Annotated in this window: 1 protein-coding gene (cut by a window edge); it reads left to right on the forward strand. The window is 71.4% G+C overall.

The genetic code is table 11. The annotated features are described in order from the left end of the window. Window positions 1-22,192: the 5' portion of a non-ribosomal peptide synthase/polyketide synthase gene (locus HOV91_RS09015; protein ID WP_174184981.1), read on the forward strand. The gene runs 21,560 nt beyond the window's last position; only the first 22,192 of its 43,752 coding nucleotides appear in the window; it begins with the start codon at window positions 1-3; its stop codon lies beyond the right edge, outside the window.

Below are 22,192 nucleotides of genomic sequence, written 5' to 3' on the forward strand. Positions count from 1 at the left end.
TTGGACCGGCTGGATTTCGGCGGAAACGGCGAAACTGGTGGCGAACGGGCACACGCTGGTTCCGGGGTAGAACCCGGCCCGTCCGGCGCCTTCCCGTTGTCACCTGCTCAGCTGGGCATCTGGTATGCGCAGCACGTCGACCCACAGGTGCCGGTCACCATCGCGCAGTACGTCGACCTGCACGGTGAGCTGGATGTCGACGTGCTCGAGCGGGCCAGCATCGACGCCTCGCACGAGCTGGGTTCGGGCTTCCTCCGGATCGTCGAGCGCGACGGCGAGCCGTTGCAGTTCATCGATCACTCCATCGCCGATTACGACAAGGTCGTTTACGTCGACCTGCGCGGCGAGGCCGATCCGGCCGCCGCGGCGATGGCGTGGATGCGCGCCGAGTACAGCCGCCCGCTCGATCTGACCACCGACCGGTTGATCATGATCGCGGCGCTGCAACTGGCCGACGACCACTGGTACTGGTACTCCCGCGCCCACCACATCGCGCTCGACGGCTTCGGCGCGATGACCAATCTCAACCGCATCGCGGAGCTCTACACCGCCTACGTCGACGGCACCGAACCAGCCGTGTCCAAGGCGACCGACCTGCACACCCTGTACGAGCAGGAGATCGCCTACCGCGAGAGCTCCCGTTTCGTCTCCGACAAGGAGTACTGGGCGCAGCGGGTCGCGGGCCTGGAAGAGGGCACCAGCCTGACCGGCCGGTCCGCCCCGCCCGCCGCAATCAACGGCATCGTGAGCGCGGCGCTGTCGGACGAGCAGAACACCCTGCTGGACGCCGCCGTCGCACGGCACGATTCCTCGCCCGCCGGCCTGCTGCTCGCGGGTTTCGCCGCCTACCTGGCGCAGTGGAACGGCGTCGAGGACGTCATCCTCAGCCTGCCGGTGACCGCGCGCACCACCGCCGCGATGCGCCGTTCGGGCGGCGTTTCGTCGAACATCGTGCCGCTGCGGCTGCACGTCGGCCACTCGACCACGGTGTCCGAGCTGCTCAAGCAGGTGCAGGTCGAGGTCTCCGGCGCGCTGCGCCACCAGCGCTACCGCCACGAGGACATCCGCCGCGACGCGGCCGGTGACGGCGTGGTGACCACGGAGTTCTTCGGACCGTGGGTCAACATCATGCTGTTCCACGACGAGCTGGTGATGGGCCCGATGGTCGGCCAGCTCAGCGTGCTGTCCACCGGCAGCATCGAGGATCTGGGCGTCAACTTCTACCAGTCGGTCGCGGGCACGCGCTCGCACATCGACTTCGAGACCAACCCGAACCTCTACACCGAGGACGAGGCGCGCCGCCACCACGGCCGCTTCCTCGAGTTCTTCGACCGCTTCCTCGCCGCCGAGGTGGACGAGACGGTGTGGGACCTCCCGGTCACCACCGCCGATGAGCGCGAGCGGACCTTGCTGGAGTGGAACGACTCCGAGCAGGACGTCCCGGAGACGACCCTCGCGGCACTGCTGGACGCGCAGGTGCCGCTGGCCCCGGACAGCATCGCCCTGGACTTCGAGGGCGCGACCCTGACCTACGCGGAGTTCGACGCGCGGGTCAACCGGCTGGCCCGCTTCCTGATCGCCGACGGCGTCGGCCCGGAATCGCTGGTCGCGCTGGGCATGCGCCGCTCGCTGGAGCTGGTGATCGGCATGCACGCGGTGCTGAAGGCCGGCGGCGCGTACGTGCCGATCGATCCGGATCACCCGGCCGAGCGCACCGCCTACATCCTCGACAGCGCCGCGCCGGTCTGCGTGCTGACGCACTCGGCCGACGAGCTGGAGCTGCCGGATTCGGTGCGCCGGGTGGAGATCGACACCCTGGACACCTCGGCGTACTCGCCCGCCCCGGTCACCGATGCCGAGCGGCTCGCGCCGCTGCGCCCGGACAACACCGCCTACGTCATCTACACCTCGGGTTCGACCGGCCGCCCCAAGGGCGTGGCGGTCACCCACCACGCGATCGTCAACCAGCAGCTGTGGATGCTCGACGAGTACCGGCTGACCGCGTCGGACGTGTACCTGCAGAAGACCGCGACCACGTTCGACGTGTCGCTGTGGGGCTACTTCCTGCCGCTGCTGGTGGGCGCGAAGCTGGTCATCGCCTCGCCGGACGGGCACCGCGACCCGCTGTACGTGGCGGAGACGATCGCCCGGCACGGGGTCACCGTCACCGACTTCGTCCCGTCCATGCTCACGGTGTTCGTCGCGCACGCCACGCGGGAACAATGCGCCACGCTGCGCGCGGTGTTCGTGATCGGCGAGGCGCTGCCGCCGGAGACCGCCGCGGGCTTCCGCGCCATCACCGACGCGGGCCTGCACAACCTGTACGGCCCCACCGAGGCGGCGGTCTCGGTGACCTACTGGGAGGCGACGGCCGCCGACACGGTGACCGTTCCGATCGGCATCCCGGAGTGGAACGTCCAGGTCTACGTGCTGGATTCGCGGTTGCGACCGGCCGCGATCGGCGCGCCGGGCGAGCTGTACCTCGGCGGGCGTCAGCTCGCGCGTGGCTACCGCGGCCGTCCCGACCTGACGTCGGACCGCTTCGTCGCCAACCCGCTCTCGCGGACGGGCGAGCGGATGTACCGCACCGGCGACCTGGTGCGCTGGAACGACGCGGGCACGCTGGAATACATCGGCCGCACCGACTTCCAGGTGAAGTTCCGCGGTCAGCGCATCGAGCTGGGGGAGATCGAGACCGATCTGCTCGCCCATCCCGCGGTGAGCCAGGCCGTGGTGCTGGTGGTGGACACGGCCACCGGTCAGCAGTTGGTGGCCTACGTCGTCCCGGCTCCCGGCCACACCGTCGACCCGGTGGAGCTGACCAGGTTCGCCGCCGAGAAACTGCCCAGCTACATGGTGCCCGCATCGATCATGGTGCTGGACGCCTTCCCGTTGAACACCAGCGGCAAGCTGGACCGCAAGGCCCTGCCCGAGCCGGTGTTCAGCGCCGACGCCGGTGATTTCCGCGCGCCGCGCACCCAGGCCGAGCAGATCGTGGCGGGCATCTTCGCCGACGTGCTCAGCCAGGACCGCGTCGGCATCGACGACAACTTCTTCGACCTGGGCGGCAACTCGCTGGTCGCCACCCAGGTGGTGGCGCGCATCGGCGCGGCCTTCGGCACCCAGATCGGGGTGCGCGCGCTGTTCGAGACCCCGACCGTCGCCGGGATCGCGGCGCGGGCGGAGAACGCCGCGCCGGTGGGCGAATCGCGTCCGCCGCTGGTGGCCCAGCAGCTCCCGGAGCGGGTGCCGCTGTCGCTGGCGCAGCAGCGCATGTGGTTCATCAACCAGTTCGACCCCACCGTGCCGACCTACAACCTGCCGTTCGTGGTGCGGTTGCGCGGCCAAGTGGACCTGGCGGCGTTGCAGTCGGCGCTGCTGGACGTGGTCGAGCGGCAGCAGTCGCTGCGCACCGTCTTCCCCGAGTCCGGCGACGGCGGCTACCAGCAGGTGCTCCCGGTCGACCAGGTCGATCTCAGCATCGAGTTGCAGCCGATCGACGAGACCGAATTGCACAGCGCGCTGGCCGAATTCGCCGCGCGCGGCTTCGACGTCTCGCGTGAGCTGCCGATCCGGGTGCGGGTGTTCGCGGTCACCGGCGGGCGCGGCAACGGCACCGCCGACTACGCGGTGGCGTTCGTGGTGCACCACATAGCGGCCGACGGCTTCTCCTTCGGCCCGCTGGCGCGCGACGTGGCCGCGGCCTACCTGTCCCGCGCCGCGGGCGAGGCGCCGAGCTGGGCGCCGCTGCCGGTGCAGTACCAGGACTTCAGCGTCTGGCAGCGCGAGCTGCTCGGCGCGGAATCCGATCCCGCGTCCATGGCGGCGCGCGAGATCGCCTACTGGCGCAGGGCTTTGGCGGGCCTGCCGGATCAGCTCGACCTGCCCGCGGACCGTCCGCGTCCGCCGGTGCAGAGCTTCCACGGCAGCCGGGTGAGCTTCGACATCGACGTCGAGCTGCACCGGCGGCTGGTCGCGCTGGCCCGCGCGCAGGGCGTCAGCCTCTTCATGGTCATGCACGCCTCGCTGGCCGTGCTGCTGGCCCGGTTGTCGGGCACCAGCGACATCGCCATCGGCACACCGGTCGCCGGGCGCGGCGAGCAGGCGCTCGACGACCTGATCGGCATGTTCGTCAACACCCTCGTGCTGCGCTCGGAGGTGGACGGCAGCGAGCCGTTCGCCGAATTCCTCGGCCGCACCAGGGAAACCGACCTCGCCGCGTTCGCGTTCGCGGACGTGCCGTTCGAGCGCCTTGTGGAGGTGCTCAACCCGACCCGCTCGCAGGCGCGCCACCCGCTGTTCCAGGTGATGCTGTCGTTCCAGGAGATGTCGCACGCGACCCTGGAGCTGCCCGGTCTCTCGGTCACCGCCGACGAGCTCGAGGTCGACATCGCCAAATTCGACCTGCAGTGGACGGTCACCGAGGAGCGCGGCGCGAACGGCGAGCCCGCCGGTATGGGCGCGGTCATCTCCTTCGCCACCGACCTGTTCGACGCCCCGACCGTCGCCGAGTTCGGCCGCCGCTACCTGCGCGTGCTGGAATCCGCCGTCGCGGCGCCGGAAACCGCCGTGCGCGACATCGAGATCCTCGACGAGGCCGAGCGCGCCCGGGTGCTCACCGAGTGGAACCACACCGCGCACGACGTCCCCGCCGCCACCGTGCTCGAGCTGTTCGAGGAACAGGTGCGGGCCCGGCCCGACGACCCCGCCGTCGTCTTCGACGGCGGCGTTCGCGGCGCGGACGAGTTCGGCGCGCCGGTCGAGCTGACCTACGCCGAGTTCGCCGCGCGCGTGAACAGCCTGGCGCGCAAGCTCATCGACACGGGCGTCGGCCCGGAGACGCTGGTCGCCGTCGGCATCCGCCGGTCGGTGGACATGCTGGTTGCGATCTACGCCACGCTGACCGCGGGCGGCGGCTACGTGCCGATCGATCCCGATCACCCGGCCGAGCGCACCGAATACGTGCTCGACAGCTCCGCGCCGGTGTGCGTGCTGACCACCACCGCCGACGGCGTCACCGCCGCAGGCATCCCGGTGCTGACGCTGGACACCCTGGACCTGAGCGGGTTCGGCGACGGACCGGTCACCGACGCCGAGCGCCGCGCCCCGCTGCGCGCCACCAACACGGCGTACGTGCTCTACACCTCCGGCTCCACCGGCCGCCCCAAGGGCGTCGCGGTCAGCCACGCGTCGGTGGTCAACCAGATCGCCTGGATCACCGCCGAGTACCGGATCGGCCCGGCGGACGTGATCCTGCAGAAGACGCCGGTCACCTTCGACGTGTCGGTGTGGGAGCTGTTCGGCACGCTGGCCGTCGGCGCCCGCATGCTGATCGCCGCGCCGGACGGCCACCGCGATCCGATGTACCTGTCGGAGATCATCGGGCGGCACCGGGTCACCATGACCTCGTTCGTGCCGTCGATGCTGTCGGTGTTCGCCGGGTCGGCGTCCACGGCCGAATGCGCCTCGCTGCGCGCGGTTCTCGTCGCCGGTGAGGCGCTGCCGCCCGCGACCGTCACCGCGTTCCGGCAGTTCTCCACCGCCGCGGTGCACAACCTGTACGGCCCAACCGAGTTCACCGTGCACGCCACCGCCTGGCACCTCAACGAGGTGGCGCCCACGTCGGTGCCGATCGGCCGCCCGGTGTGGAACGCGCAGACCTATGTCCTGGACGAGGGCCTCGCGCCCGTTCCGGTCGGCGTGCCCGGCGAGCTGTACCTCGGCGGTGTGCAGACCGCCCGCGGCTACCACGGCCGCCCCGACCTGTCCGCCGAGCGTTTCGTCGCCGACCCGTTCGGCGCGCCCGGCTCCCGCCTGTACCGCACCGGCGACCTGGTGCGCTGGGTGCAGCCGCGCGATCCCGAGGTGGGCAGCGCGGGCGTGCTGGAGTACATCGGCCGCACCGACTTCCAGGTGAAATTCCGCGGCCAGCGCATCGAGCTCGGCGAGATCGAGACCGCCCTGCTGGACCACCCGTCCGTCACGCAGGCCGTCGTGCTGGTCATGGACACCGTCGCGGGCGATCAGCTGGTCGCCTACGTGGTCAGCACCGGTGGCCCGGTCGACCTCGACAACATCAAGAACGCCCTGCACCGCACGCTGCCCGCGTACATGGTGCCTTCGGCGATCGTGGTGCTCGAGGCGTTCCCGCTCAACGCTTCCGGCAAGCTCGATCGAAAGGCGCTGCCCGCCCCGGTGTTCGAGGTGCGCGAATTCCGCGCGCCCACCACGCCGATCGAGGAGATCGTCGCGCAGATCTTCGGCGAGGTGCTCGGCATCTCCCGCGTCGGCGTGGACGACGACTTCTTCGAACTGGGCGGCAACTCGCTGATCGCCACCCAGGTGGCCTCCCGCCTCGGCATCGCGCTGGACACCAGGGTGCCGGTGCGCATGCTGTTCGAGGCGTCCACGGTCGCGGCGCTGGCCGCGCGGGTGGAATCGCACGCCGGTGACGGCGCGCGCAAGGCGCTGGTCGCCCGGCAGCGTCCGGAGCAGGTGCCGCTGTCGCTGGCGCAGCAGCGCATGTGGTTCCTCAACCGGTTCGACACCTCCTCGGCGGTGAACAACATCCCGGTCGCCATCCGGCTGTCCGGCGATCTGGACATCGCCGCGTTGCAGGTCGCCGTCATCGACGTGATCGACCGGCACGAGTCGCTGCGGACGGTCTTCCCGGAGACCAGGACCGGCCCGGTGCAGGTGGTGCTGGACGCCGCGCAGATCGTGCCGGACCTGACCCCGGTGCCGGTGACCGAGCACAACCTGATCGACCACCTGGTCGAGCTGGCCTCGATGGCGTTCGACGTGACCAGCGAAGTGCCGCTGCACGCCCGGCTGTTCGAGATCAGCGAGACCGAGTACGTGCTCGGCATGGTGGTGCACCACATCTCCGCCGACGGCTGGTCGATGGGACCGCTGGCCCGCGACGTCATGGTGGCCTACGCCGCCCGCACGTCGTGGGAGGCGCCGGCCTGGTCGGCGCTGCCGGTGCAGTACGCCGACTACGCGCTGTGGCAGCGCGAGGTGCTCGGCTCCGAGGACGACCCGAGTTCGCTGATCTCCTCCCAGATCGGGTACTGGACTCGCGAACTGGCCGATCTGCCGGACGAATTGGTGCTGCCCTCGGACCGGCCGCGCCCCGCCGTCGCCTCCTACCGCGGCGGCACCTACCCGTTCGTGATCTCCGGCGAGACCCAGCGCGCCCTCGTCGAGCTGGGCCGCAGGCACAACGCCTCGCTGTTCATGGTGCTGCACAGCGCGCTCGCGGTGCTGCTCGCCCGGGCCAGCGGCACCAGCGACATCGCCATCGGCACCCCGGTCGCCGGTCGCGGTGAGGCCGCGCTGGACGATCTGATCGGCATGTTCGTCAACACCCTCGTGCTGCGCACGGAGGTGGACGGCGCGTCGAGCTTCGCAGACCTGCTCGCCCGCGCTCGCGAGACCGACCTGCACGCGTTCGCGCACGCCGACGTGCCGTTCGAGCGGCTGGTCGAGGTGCTCAACCCGGCCCGCTCGCAGGCGCGTCACCCGCTGTTCCAGGTGATGCTGACCTTCCAGAACACCCGGCAGGCCAGCCTGGAGCTGCCCGGACTCTCGGTCAACGGCATCGACTACGACGCCCGGCTGGCCAAGTTCGACCTGCAGCTGACCCTCTCGGAGACCCAGGACGAACAGGGCGACGCGGCGGGCATGTCGGCCGAGTTCTCCTACGCCCTCGACCTGTTCGACGAACCGACCGTCGCGGCGTTCGCCCGCCGCCTCGACCGCATCCTCGCGGCCGTGACCGCCGACCCGAACGTGCCGATCGGCGACATCGACCTGCTCGCGCCCGAGGAGCGGGCGCGGGTGCTGGTGGACTGGAACGACACCGGGCACCCGGTGGACCAGTTCGCGACGCTGGTGTCGCTGTTCGACGAGCAGGCGGCGGCCACGCCCGACGCGATCGCGCTCGACTTCGAAGACGAGCGGCTGACCTACCGCCAGTTGCAGGAGCGGGCCAACCGCATCGCCCGGCAGCTGATCGGCGCGGGCGTCGGCCCGGGATCGCTGGTGGCGCTGGCGCTGCGGCGGTCGACCGAACTGGTCGTCGCGATGTACGCGGTGGTGCAGACCGGCGCGGCCTACGTGCCGCTGGACCCGGACCAGCCCGCCGACCGCGTCAACTACATCATCGAGACCGCGCGGCCGCGGATGATCCTGTACCGCTCCGCGGACGGCTTCGGCCTCGACCCGCAGCCCGCGGTGACCGCGCTGTCGGTGGAGGGCATCGAAGGCGTGCCCGGTTTCGCCGCGACCAGCGGCGCGCCGATCACCGACGCCGAGCGCACGCAACCGCTGCGCCCGGAGAACATCGCGTACGTCATCTTCACCTCCGGTTCCACCGGACGCCCGAAGGGCGTGGCGGTCTCGCACGCCGCGATCGTCAACCGGCTGCTGTGGATGCAGCACGAATACCCCATCGGTCGCGACGACGCGGTGCTGCAGAAGACGCCCGCCACGTTCGACGTGTCGGTGTGGGAGTTCTTCTGGCCGTTGCAGACCGGGGCCAGGCTGGTCATCGCGCGCCCGGACGGGCACCGCGACCCGGTGTACCTGTCCCAGATCATCGCCGACAAGCAGATCACGACAGCGCATTTCGTGCCGTCCATGCTCTCGGTCTTCGTCTCCACGCTGGGCAACGAGAACGGTGACGGCCTGCCAGCGCCGCGGTTGCGGCAGGTCTTCGCCTCCGGTGAGGCGCTGCCCGCGCAAACGGCGCAGCGTCTGCGCGAGCTGACCGGCGCCCGGTTGCACAACCTGTACGGCCCCACCGAGGCCGCCGTCGACGTGACCTACCACGAGGCGACCGAGGCCGACACGGTGTCGGTGCCGATCGGACGTCCGGTGTGGAACACCCGCGTCTTCGTGCTCGATGGCCGTCTGCACCCCGTCGCACCGGGTGTCGCGGGTGAGCTGTATCTGGCGGGCGAGCAGCTGGCGCTCGGCTACCTGGGCCGCCCCGACCTGACCTCCGACCGGTTCGTGGCCAACCCCTACGGCGCCCCCGGCACCCGGATGTACCGCACCGGCGACCTGGTGGCCTGGACTCCGAGCGGTGAGCTGGACTACCTGGGCCGCACCGACTTCCAGGTGAAGCTGCGCGGTCTGCGCATCGAGCTCGGCGAGATCGAGTCCGCGCTGCTGGCGCAGCCCGGCGTCGCGCAGTCGGTCGTGGTGCTGCGCTCGGACGCGCACGCGGGCGATCAGCTGGTGGGCTACCTGGTCTGCGAGCCGTTCGCGACGGTCGACACCGACGACGTGAAGGCCGCCCTGGCCACCGTGCTGCCGGGTTACATGATCCCGGCCGCGCTGGTCGTGCTGGACGCGTTCCCGGTCAACGCCTCCGGCAAGCTGGACCGCAAGGCGCTGCCCGCGCCGGTGTTCGAGGCACGGGTGTTCCGCGCGCCATCGACGCCGATCGAGGAGATCGTGGCGGAGCTGTTCGCCGATCTGCTCGGCGTGCCGCGCGTCGGCGTGGACGACGACTTCTTCGAACTCGGCGGCAACTCGCTGGTGGCCACCCAGGTGGTCGCCCGGCTGAGCGCGGCGCTGAACACCGAGGTCGGCGTGCGCGTGCTGTTCGAGGCACCGACCGTGGCCGCGCTGGCCGCCCGCATCGAATCGCACGCGGGCAGCGGTGCGCGCCAAGCGCTCACGGCACAGGTCCGTCCCGAGCACCCGCCGCTGTCGCTGGCCCAGCAGCGGATGTGGTTCCTCAACCGTTTCGACGCCGACTCCGCCGCGAACAACATCCCGGCCGCGGTGCGGCTGGAAGGCGCGCTGGACCTGGACGCGCTGCGCGGCGCGATCGCCGACGTGGTCGGACGGCACGAATCGCTGCGCACGATCTACCCGTCCCGCGACGGCGTCGCCTACCAGCGAGTGTTGAACGCCACCAGGGCCATTCCGGAGCTGGACCTCGTCGAGGTGGCCGAGGGGCAACTGCTCGGCGCGCTCTACGAGTTCGTCGAGCGCGGCTTCGACGTGACCGCCGAACCGCCGGTGCGCCTGCGCGCCTACCGGCTCGGTCCGGACGACTACGTGCTCGTCGTGGTGGTGCACCACATCGCCGCCGACGGCTTCTCCATGCGTCCGCTGGTGCGCGACCTGATGACCGCGTACGTGGCGCGCACCTCCGCGGCGCAGCCGGGCTGGCCGCCGCTGGCGGTGCAGTACGTGGACTTCGCGCTGTGGCAGCGCGACACCCTCGGCTCCGAGGACGACCCGACCTCGCTGATCTCCGAGCAGCTCGACTACTGGCGCGAGACGCTGGCCGGCCTGCCCGACGAACTGCGGCTGGCCGGTCGCCCGCGGCCCGCTGTCGCCTCCTACGGCGCGGGCACCTACCGCTTCCGCGTGCCGGGCGAGTTGATCGAGGACCTGAACCGGGTCGCGCACACGCACGGCAGCACGCTGTTCATGGTGGTGCACAGCGCCTTCGCCGCCCTGCTCGCGCGGTTGAGCGGTTCCGACGACATCGCCGTCGGCATCCCGGTCGCCGGTCGTGGCGAGCAGGCGCTCGACGACCTGGTCGGCATGTTCGTCAACACGCTGGTGCTGCGCGCGCAAGTGGACGCGGGCGAGTCGTTCGCCGACCTGCTCGCCCGGGTCCGCGAGCGCGACCTGCAGGCGTTCGCGCACGCCGACGTGCCGTTCGAGCGGCTGGTCGAGGTGCTCAACCCGGCCCGCTCGCAGGCGCGCCACCCGCTGTTCCAGGTGATGCTGTCGTTCCAGAACCTCGGCCGCACCGCGCTGGAGCTGCCCGGCCTCACCGTCTCCGAGCTGGGCATCGACCAGCCGACGGCGAAGTTCGACCTCCAGCTCACGCTCAGCGAGGTCCCCGGCGCCGAGGCGGCGATGGACGCCGAGCTCGTCTACGCCACCGACCTGTTCGACGGTGTCTTCGCCGGTACGTTCGCCGAGCGCTTCGTGCGCGTGCTGCGCGGTGTCGCCGCCGATCCGTCGGTCACCGTCGGCGACATCGAGCTGCTGGACGACGCCGAGCGGTCCTCGGTGATCGAGCGCTGGAACGCCACCGAGTTCCCGGTCGACGCCGCGCTCACCTCGCCGGTCGGCGACGCCGCGGCGACCCTGGTCTCGCTGTTCGAAGCGCAGGTCGCGCGCACCCCGGACAGTCCGGCGGTGACCTTCGAGGGGACGAGTCTGTCCTACGCCGAGTTCGCCCGCCGGGTGCACCGGTTGGCGCGCTGGCTCAAGGTCAACGGCGTCGGGCCGGAATCGTATGTGGCCCTGGGCATGCGCCGCTCGATCGATCTGGTGGTCGGCATGTACGCGGTGAACGCCGCGGGCGGCGCGTACGTGCCGCTGGACCCGGACCACCCGGCCGAGCGCATCGACTACATCCTCCAGACCGCGCGCCCGGTGTGCGTGCTGACCTCCGGCTCCGATCTGGAGACCACCGTCTCCCGGCAGGTGCGCATCGATCAGCTCGACCTGTCGGAGTTCTCCGGCGAGCCGCTGACCGACGCCGACCGGCACAAGCCGCTGCGTCCGGCCAACACCGCGTACGTGATCTTCACCTCCGGTTCGACCGGCCGTCCGAAGGGCGTGGCGGTCTCGCACGCCGCGATCGTCAACCGCCTGGTGTGGATGCACGCCGAATACGGCTTGGCCGCCTACGACGTGGTGTTGCAGAAGACACCCGCGACGTTCGACGTGTCGGTGTGGGAGTTCTTCTGGCCCTTGCAGGTCGGCGCGCGACTGGTGGTCGCGAAACCGGACGGTCATCGCGATCCCGCGTACCTGGCCCGCCTGATCGTCGACGAGCAGGTCACCACGGTGCACTTCGTGCCGTCGATGCTGTCGGTGTTCGTTGCCGAGGAACGCGCGGCCGAGTGCACCAGCCTGCGCAATGTCTTCGCCTCCGGCGAGGCGCTGCCCGCGGTGACCGCGCAGAAGTTGCGCGAGCTGACCGGCGCTCGGTTGCACAACCTGTACGGCCCGACCGAAGCCGCGGTCGACGTCACCTTCCACGAGGTGACCGAGGACGACACGGTGTCGGTGCCGATCGGCGCTCCGGTGTTCAACACGCAGGTTTACGTGCTGGATTCGCGCCTGCGGCCGGTTCCGGTCGGCGTGCCCGGTGAGCTGTACCTCGCGGGCGCGCAGCTGGCGCACGGTTACGTGGGCCGCCCCGACCTGACCACCGAGCGCTTCGTGGCCAACCCGTTCGGCGACGCAGAGCGCATGTACCGCACCGGTGACCTCGTGGCCTGGACCGAGCACGGTGAGCTGGAGTACTTGGGCCGTACCGACTTCCAGGTCAAGGTGCGCGGTCTGCGCATCGAGCTGGGGGAGATCGAGTCGGCGCTCACCGCGCTGGACTCGGTCGCGCAGGCGGTGGTCGTGGTGCGCTCGGATGATCGGCTGGGCGACCAGCTGGTCGCCTACCTGGTGACCGACCCCGACCGGGTGGTGGACGTCGAGTCGGTCAAGGCCGAGTTGGGCGCGCGCCTGCCCGGGTACATGGTGCCCGCGGCGTACGTGGTGCTGGACGCGTTCCCGCTGAACGCCTCCGGCAAGCTGGACCGTAAGGCGCTGCCGGACCCGGTGTTCGAGGCCAAGGTGTTCCGCGCGCCCGCGACGCCGGTGCAGGAGATCGTGGCCGAGACCTTCGCCGAGGTACTCGGCGCGGAGCGGGTCGGCCTCGATGACGACTTCTTCGAACTCGGCGGCAACTCGCTGGTCGCCACCCAGGTGGCGGCTCGCCTCGGCGAGGCGCTGAACACGCAGGTCCCGGTGCGTGTGCTGTTCGAGGCGTCCACCGTGGTCGCGCTGGCGGCGAAGGTGGAATCCGCCGCGGGACAGGGCGGGCGCACGCCGCTGGTGGCCGAGCAGCGGCCCGAGCTGGTGCCGCTCTCGCTCGCTCAGCAGCGGATGTGGTTCCTCAACAGGTTCGACAACCGCACCGCGGTGAACAACATCCCGGTGGCCCTGCGGCTGACCGGTGCGCTGGACGTCGCCGCGCTCGGCGCGGCCATCCGCGACGTGCTCGCGCGGCACGAGGCGCTGCGCACCGTCTACCCCGAGGTGGAGGGCATCGGTTACCAGCGCGTCCTGCCGGTCGGCGAGGTCGGCTTCGACCTGGTCGCCGAATCGGTCGGCGCGGACGAGCTGCCCGCGCGGATCGTGCAGCTGGCCGGCGTCGGCTTCGACGTCACGACCGAGATCCCGTTCCGGGCGAGCCTGCTCGCGCTGTCGGCGACCGAACACGTCGCGGTGCTGGTCGTGCACCACATCAGCGCGGACGGTTTCTCGCTGCGGCCGCTGCTGCGCGATGTCGTGCTCGCCTACACCGAGCGCGCCCGCGGCGAGTCGCCCTCCTGGGCCCCGCTCGAGGTGCAGTACGCCGACTACGCGCTGTGGCAGCGCGAGGTACTCGGCGCCGAGGACGATGCGGACTCCGTCGCGGCGCGCCAGATCGCCTACTGGACCGAACAACTGCGCGACCTGCCCGACCAGATCGAGCTGCCCGCCGATCGGCCCCGGCCGGAGATCGCCTCCAATGCCGGTGGCACCTACGACTTCGCGGTCGACGCGCAGGTGCACGAGGCGCTGTCCGAGCTGGCGCGCGCCAGGGGCGTGACGCTGTTCATGGTCGTGCACGCCGCGCTGGCCGTGTGGGCGGGCCGGCTGTCGGGCAGCACCGACGTCGCGATCGGCACCCCGATCGCGGGCCGCGGGGAACGCGCCCTCGACGACGTGGTCGGCATGTTCGTCAACACGCTGGTGCTGCGCAGCGACGTCGATCCCGGCGCTCGCTTCGGCGCTCTGCTCGACCAGGTCCGCCGCACCGACCTGGCCGCCTTCGCCAACGCCGACGTGCCGTTCGAGCGGTTGGTGGACGTGCTCAGCCCGGCGCGCTCGCAAGCGCACCACCCGCTGTTCCAGGTCGCGCTGACCTTCGAGGCCGCCTCGGCGGCCGATCTCGGCGCGGTCGCGCTGCCCGGCGGCCTCGAGCTCGCCGCCGTCGACTTCGACCCGGGCACCGCGAAATTCGACGTGCAGCTCACCGTGGGCGAGGCCGCCGACGGCGGGCTGACGCTGTCGTGGAACTACGCCACCGAACTGTTCGACCCGGAGACGGTGACGGCCTTCGCCGACCGGCTCGTGCGCATCCTGCGCGGCATCGCCGAGGACCCGGAGATCGCGATCGGCGATATCGACCTGCTCGGCGAGAGCGAGCGGCTGGACGTGTCGCAGCGCTGGGTGTCCTCCGGCGCCCAGAGCGTCGCGGGCGCGTTCGCCGATCCGGACATCACGCTGGTCGGGCTGTTCGACGCGGCCGTGGCCGCGCACCCGAACCGGATCGCGGCCCGCTTCGGCGTGGAGACGCTGACCTACGCCGAACTGGACCGGCGCGCGAACGTGCTGGCGCGCAGGCTGATCAGCGACGGCGCGGGACCGGAGACGCTGGTCGCGGTGATCCTGCCGCGCTCGCTGGATCTCGTTGTCGCGCTGCTGGCCGTGGTGAAGACGGGCGCGGGTTACGTGCCGGTCGACCCGACCTACCCGGCCGAGCGCATCGCCTACGTGCTCGCCGATTCCCGGCCCACCAGCGTGGTGCTCGACTCCACGGTGCAGGTCGAGGTGCCCGCCGGGCTGCCCGCCGTGGTGCTGGACGGGTTCGCGGTGGAGACCGGCAACGTCGAGGACGCCGACGACGCCCCGATCAGCAACGCCGACCGCAACGCGGCGCTCACGCCCGACAACGTCGCGTACGTGATCTACACCTCCGGCTCGACCGGCCGCCCCAAGGGCGTCGCCGTCGCGCACCGCAACGTGGTGCGGCTGTTCGCGAACACCGACCGCGACTTCGGTTTCGGACCCGAGGACACCTGGACGCTGTTCCACAGCTACGCCTTCGACTTCTCGGTGTGGGAGCTGTGGGGCCCGCTGCTGTTCGGCGGCACCCTCGTGGTGGTCGACTACTACACCTCGCGCTCGCCGGAGCAGTTCCTGGAACTGCTGCGCGCCGAACGCGTCACGGTGCTCAACCAGACCCCGTCGGCGTTCTACCAGCTGGCCGAAGCCGACCGGAACGCCGCGCCCGACGCCGCGCCGCTGGCGCTGCGCTACGTGGTGTTCGGCGGCGAGGCGCTGGAGCTGCGCAGGCTCTCGGACTGGGTGGCGCGCCACGGCGACGGCACCGGCGCGACGTCCGCTACCGCGCCGCTGCTGGTCAACATGTACGGCATCACCGAGACCACGGTGCACGTGTCCTACCGCGCGCTGGACGCCGCGACCATCGCCGCCGCCTCCGGCAGCGTGGTCGGCCGCGCCATCGCCGGTCTGCGGGTGTACGTGCTCGACAGCAGGCTGCGGCCGGTTCCGGTCGGCGTCGCGGGCGAAATGTACGTGGCTGGCCCGCAATTGGCCCGCGGCTACCTCGGCCGTCCCGACCTCTCGGCCGCTCGTTTCGTCGCCGACCCGATGGGCGACACGCCGGGCGGGCGCCTGTACCGCTCCGGCGACCTCGCCCGCTGGAACCGCTTCGGCGAGCTGGAATACCTGGGCCGCGCCGACGACCAGGTGAAGGTGCGCGGCTTCCGCATCGAGCTCGGCGAGATCGAGTCCGCGATCCTCGCCCAGCCCGGCATCGCCCAGGCCGCGGTCATCGTGCGCGAGGATCAGCCCGGCGATCAGCGGATCGTCGCCTACGTGGTGTCCGAGCCGGGCGCCGAGCCGGTGCTGGACGCGGTGCGCGACGGCGCGGCCGCGCAGCTGCCCGCCTACATGGTGCCTTCGGCCGTGGTGCGGCTGGAGTGGATCCCGCTGACCGTCAACGGAAAGCTGGACCGCCGTGCGCTGCCCGCGCCGACGGCGACCTCGCGCGCCTTCCGCGCGCCGGTCACCCCCGTGCAGGAGACCGTGGCTGCGGTGTTCGCCGACGTGCTCGGCCTGGAGCGGGTCGGCGTGGACGACGACTTCTTCGACCTCGGCGGCAACTCGCTCATCGCGACCAGGGTGGTCGCCCGCATCGGCGCCGCGCTCGGCACCACCGTCGCCGTGCGCACCCTGTTCGAGGCATCGACGGTGGAATCGCTTGCCGCGCGGGTGGAATCGCACGCCGACGGCGCGGCACGCGCTCGCCTGGTCGCCCGCGAGCGGGCGGCAGACGAACTGGTGCCGCTGTCGTTCGCGCAGCAGCGCATGTGGTTCCTGAACAAGTACGACACCGCCTCGGCGGCCTACAACCTGCCGATCGCCATCCGGCTCACCGGCGCCCTGGATGTCGAGGCGCTGCGCTCGGCCGTCGCCGACGTGGTGCGCAGGCACGAATCGCTGCGCACCCGCTACCCCGAGCACGGCGGCACCCCGGTCCAGGTGATCGTGCCCGCCGAGGACATCGTGCTCGACCTGCATCCCGTGGCGGTGGACCCGGCGCGGCTGGTCGAGACGGTGACCGAGTTCGTCACCACCGGATTCGACGTGGCCGAAGAGGTTCCGCTGCGCACCCGGCTGTACGCGGCCGGGCCGGACGAGCACGTGCTGGTCGTCGTGGTGCACCACATCGCCGCCGACGGCTTCTCGATGAGCCCGCTGACCCGCGACGTGATGGCCGCCTACACCGCGCGCAGCACCGGCGCAGCCCCCGGCTGGGCGCCGCTGGCGGTGCAGTACGCCGACTTCGCGGTCTGGCAGCGCGAGATCCTGGGCTCGGAGGACGACCCGGACTCCCTGCTGGCGAAGCAGGTCGCGTACTGGCGGCGCGCGCTCGACGACGTCCCCGACGAACTGACCCTGCCCACCGACCGGCCGCGTCCGGCCGTCGCCTCGCACCGCGGCGCGACGCTGCATCGCGAGCTGTCCGGTGACCTGGTCGCCGCGCTGGAAGACCTCGCGCGGCAGCGCGGCGCGTCGCTGTTCATGGTGATGCACGGCGCGCTGTCGGTGCTGTTGTCGCGGCTGTCCGGCAGCGACGACGTCGCGGTCGGCACCCCGATCGCGGGCCGCGGCGAGGCCGCGCTCGACGATCTGGTCGGCATGTTCGTCAACACGCTGGTGCTGCGTACCGGCATCGAGCCGGGTGAGTCGTTCGCCGACCTGCTCGACCGGGTGCGCCGCACCGACCTGGACGCCTACGGCAACGCCGACGTGCCGTTCGAACGGCTGGTGGAACTGCTCGCGCCGGAGCGCTCGCAGGCCCGCAACCCGCTGTTCCAGGTGATGCTGGCGTTCCAGAACCTGGAGCGCACCACCCTGGAGCTGCCCGGCCTTTCGGTGTCCGCGCTGGACCTGGAAGAGAACGTCGCGCGCTTCGACCTGCAGTTCACCCTCGCCGATCGCGGTGAATCCGGTTCCGGCGCCATGGCTTTGGCACTCACCTACGCCACCGAGCTGTTCGACGAGTCCACCGCGGCGGCCATCGTGGACCGCTGGGAACGCGTGCTCGCTGCCGTCGCGGCCGATCCGTCGGTCACCGTCGGCGCGATCGACGTGCTCGACGCCGCCGAGCGGGCCGATCTGGTCGCCCGCACCGGCGCGCCCGCCACGCCCGCGCGGACGCTGCCGGACCTGATCGCCGAGGCCGCGGCCATCGACCCGGAGGCGCCCGCCGTGGTGTTCCAGGGGCGAAGTGTTTCCTACGGCGAGCTGGACGCGCGATCCAACCGCCTGGCCCGCTTGCTGATCGAACGCGGCATCGGCACCGAGGACCTGGTCGCGGTCGCGGTGCCGCGCTCGGACGAGTCGTACTTCGCCGAGTGGGCGGTGTCCAAGTCCGGCGGCGCGTTCGTGCCGATCGACCCGACCTACCCGGCCGACCGCATCGCGCACATGGTCACCGACTCGGGCTCCCCGATCGGTTTGACCGTGGCGTCGGTGCGCGCCGAGCTGCCCGAGTCGGTCGAGTGGCTGGTGCTCGACGAACTGGATCTCGACGGATTCGACGCCGCCGCGGTCACCGACGCCGACCGGGTGCGCCCGCTGCGGCCGGAGCATCCCGCGTACGTCATCTACACCTCCGGTTCCACCGGTGTGCCCAAGGGCGTCGTGGTCACCCACGCGGGCCTTGCCAACTTCCGGGACGAGCAGAATGCTCGCTACGACGTCGACTCCGACACGCGCGCACTGCATTTCGCCTCGCCCAGCTTCGACGCCTCGATCCTGGAATTCCTGCTGGCGATCGGCCGCGGCGGCGCCCTGGTGGTCTGCCCGCCCGGCGTCTACGGCGGCGACGAGCTGTCCGAGCTGATCCGCGCCGAGCGGGTCACGCACGCCTTCATCACCCCGTCGGTGCTCGCCTCGCTGGATTCCGCGGCGCTGGCCGGCATGCGGGTGATCGTGGCCGGTGGTGAAGCCGTGCCCGCCGATCTGGTCACCAAGTGGGGTGGCGCGCCGGACGGTTCCGGCCGCCGCTTCCACAACGGCTACGGCCCGACCGAGACCACGATCATGACCAACATCAGCGACGCGCTCGCGCCGGGCGACCGGGTCACCATCGGTGGCCCGACCAGGGGCATGCAGTCGCTGATCCTGGATGCCCAGCTCAGGCCCGTTCCGGTGGGTGTGGCAGGTGAGCTGTATCTGTCGGGCGTCCAGCTGGCGCGCGGCTACCACGCGCGGCCGGGGCTGTCGGCGGAGCGATTCGTCGCCAACCCGTACGTGCCCGGCGCGCGGATGTACCGCACCGGTGACGTGGTCCGCTGGACCCGCACCGGCGAGGTGGAATATGTCGGCCGCTCCGACTTCCAGGTGAAGGTGCGCGGTTTCCGCATCGAGCTCGGCGAGATCGACGCCGCGCTGGCCTCGCACGAGACCGTCGACTTCGCCGTCACCGTCGGCCACAAGAGCGCCGCGGGCGCGGTGTCGCTGGTGTCCTACGTCGTGGCCGCGCAAGGACATTCGATCGACGTGGCGGCATTGACCGCGCATGTCGAGGATCGTCTGCCCGCCTACATGGTGCCGTCCTCGATCATGGTGATCGACCACGTGCCGCTCACCCCGGTGGGCAAGCTGGACCGCAAGGCGTTGCCGGAGCCGGTGTTCGCCACCGAGGTCGTGTTCCGCGCGGCCCGCACCCCGATCGAGCAGATCATCGCCGAGGTGTTCGCCGAGGTGCTCGGCGTGGAGCGGGTCGGCGTGGACGACTCGTTCTTCGCACTCGGCGGCGACAGCATCGTCTCCATCCAGCTGGTCTCGCGGGCCAAGGCGCGCGGCGTGGTGTTCACCCCGCGGCACGTCTTCGAGCAGCGCACCGTGGCCGGGCTGGCCTCGGTCGCCGAGACCACCGAGGCGGCGGAGGCGTCGGCCACGACGCTGGCCGAGCCGCCCGGCGGCGGCGTCGGCGTCATGCCGCTGACGCCGGTGGTCCGGTTCATGGCCGAGCGGCGCGGCTCGTTCGGCCGGTTCAACCAGACGCTGGCGCTGGAACTGCCGGCCGGCATCGACCGGGCGGGCATCGCCGCGACGGTGGGCGCGGTCATCGATCGGCACGACATGCTGCGCGCGAGCCTGCGCCGCGACGGCGACGACTGGGTCGTCGAGACCGCCGCGCCGGGCACGGTCGAGGTGGACGCGCTGATCGACCGCACCGGGTTCGCCGCGGACGTCACCGACGCCGAATTGGTCGAGATCGCCTCGGCCGCCCTGGACGAGTCGCTGGACCGGCTCGATCCCGCGGCGGGCGTGGTCATCCGGTTCGTCTGGCTGGAACCAGATTCCGCCGAGCGCGCCGGACGCCTGATCGTCGTCGCCCACCACCTGGTGGTGGACGGCGTCTCCTGGCGCATCCTGGTGCCGGACTTCGTCACGGCCTGGGGCCAGCGCACCGCGGGGCAGACCCCCGAGCTGGTCGCCCCGGCCACGTCGATGCGCGCCTGGGCGCACGCGCTGGAGCGCGAGGCCGCCAGCCCCGAGCGGGTGGCCGAACTCGACTACTGGCGTTCGGTGGTCGGCACCCCCGATCCGCTGCTGACCGAGCGTCCGATGGACCCCGCCCTCGACACCTCCGGCGTGATCGCCAAGCATCGGGTCGAGGTATCGGCCGAGGTCACCAAGGCCCTGCTCACCACGGTTCCGGCGCTGTTCCACGGCGGTGTGAACGACGGCCTGCTCACCGCGCTCGCGCTGGCCACCGCGAAGTGGCGGGCGCGCCGGGTGGCCGCCAGTGGCGAGGATTCGCTGCTGCTGCGCCTGGAGGGTCACGGCCGCGAGGAAGACGTGGTGCCGGGTGCGGATCTGTCCCGCACCGTCGGCTGGTTCACCGCGATCTACCCGGTTCGCTTCGACCTGTCCGGCATCGACGTCGACGCCGCGTTCACCGGCGGCCCCGCGCTGGGCGCGGCGGTCAAGGCGGTCAAGGAGCAGTTGCTCTCGGTGCCGGACAAGGGCATCGGCTACGGCCTGCTGCGCTACCTGAACGCCGAGACCGCCGCCGAGCTGCCGCGCGAACTGCCCGGCCAGGTGAGCTTCAACTACCTCGGCCGCGTGTCCGAGGGCGACGTACCGGAATCGCTGCGCGGCTTCGGCTGGATCCCCGCGCCGGAACTCGGCGCGCTGGGCGGCGACTACGACGCGGACATGCCCGCGATGGCGCCGCTGGACGTGAACGCGATCGTGGTCGGCGACAAGCTGACCGCCAACATCGGCTACCCGTCGACCCTGCTGTCGGCCGCCGACGTGCGCGAGTTCGGCGAACTGTGGACCGCGGCGCTGGAAGCGGTGGCCCGCCACGCCAATTCGACCGGCGCGGGTGGGCACACCCCGTCGGACTTCGCGCTGGTGCGCAGCACGCAGCGGGATATCGACGCCTGGGAGCGGCGCTTCCCGGCGCTGGCGGACGTCTGGCCGCTGTCGGCGCTGCAAGCCGGTCTGCTGTTCCATGCCCGCCTCGCCGCGACTTCGGTGGACGTGTACACCGCCCAGGCGGTGCTGACGCTCACCGGCCGGGTGGACGCCGCCCGGTTGCGTTCGGCGGCACAGGCGCTGGTGGACCGCTACGAGAACCTGCGCACCGCGTTCGTCAGCGACCACGACGGCAACCCGGTGCAGATCGTGCTGGACAGCGTGCGCGTGGCGTGGGCCGAGCACGACCGGACCGATTCCGGTTCGGCCGAGGACCTGATCGAGGCCGACCGCATGCGGCGGTTCGACCTGGCCGCACCGCCCCTGATCCGGTTCACGCTGATCCAGGTCGCGCCCGACCGCTGGCAGTTCGTGGTGTCCAACCACCACATCCTGCTCGACGGCTGGTCCATGCCGCTGCTCATGCGGGATCTGCTGGTGCTCTACGCCGTGCACGCGGATGCCGCGGCGCTGCCCGCGGTGCGCTCCTACCGGCACTTCCTGGACTGGACCAGGCAGCAGGACCACGCGGCGTCGCTGGCGGCGTGGGCGCACGCGCTGCGCGGTGTCGGCGAACCGACCCTGCTGGCGCGGCCGGACGCAGGTCGAGAGATCACCTCGCTGTCCGGCGAGTACTTCTTCGAGCTGGACGAGGCGACCACCGCGCGGCTGACCGCGCTGGCCGGCTCGCTCGGCGTCACCCCGAACACCGTGCTGCAGACGGCGTGGGGCATTCTCGTCGGCCGGATGACCAGCCGCGACGACGTGCTGTTCGGCACCACCGTCTCCGGTCGTCCCGCGCAGCTGTCCGGCGTGGAGGCGATGGTCGGCCTGTTCATCAACACCGTGCCGGTGCGGGTGCGGTTCGACCCGGCGGAGTCCGTGCGCGACCTGCTCGTGCGCACCCAGGGCGAGCAGGCCGACCTGCTGGACCACCACTACGTGGGCCTGGCCGACATCCAGGCGGTCGCGGGCATCGGCGGCCTGTTCGACACGCTCGTGGTGTTCGAGTCCTACCCGGTCGACGCGGCGGGCTTGCAGGCGCAAGCCGCGGACATCGACGGCATGGCGGTGGTCGGCCTGGACGCGGCCGACGCCACCCACTACCCGCTGACGCTGATCGCGCAGCTGGACTCGCGGCTGCGGGTGCGCGCTGGCTACCTGCGCGACCTGTTCGACGAACAGACCGTGCGCCGCATCGCCGACCGCCTGATCCGGGTGCTTACCGCGATCACCGCCGAGCCCGGCGCGGTCGTCGGCGACATCGAGCTGCTCGACACCGCCGAGCGCGAGCTCGTGGTGCGCGGCTGGAACGACACCGGATTCGATGTGGCCGCCGCCTTGCCGG

Origin of the sequence: Nocardia barduliensis (assembly GCF_013315795.1) — a bacterium.
Lineage (GTDB): Bacteria > Actinomycetota > Actinomycetes > Mycobacteriales > Mycobacteriaceae > Nocardia > Nocardia barduliensis.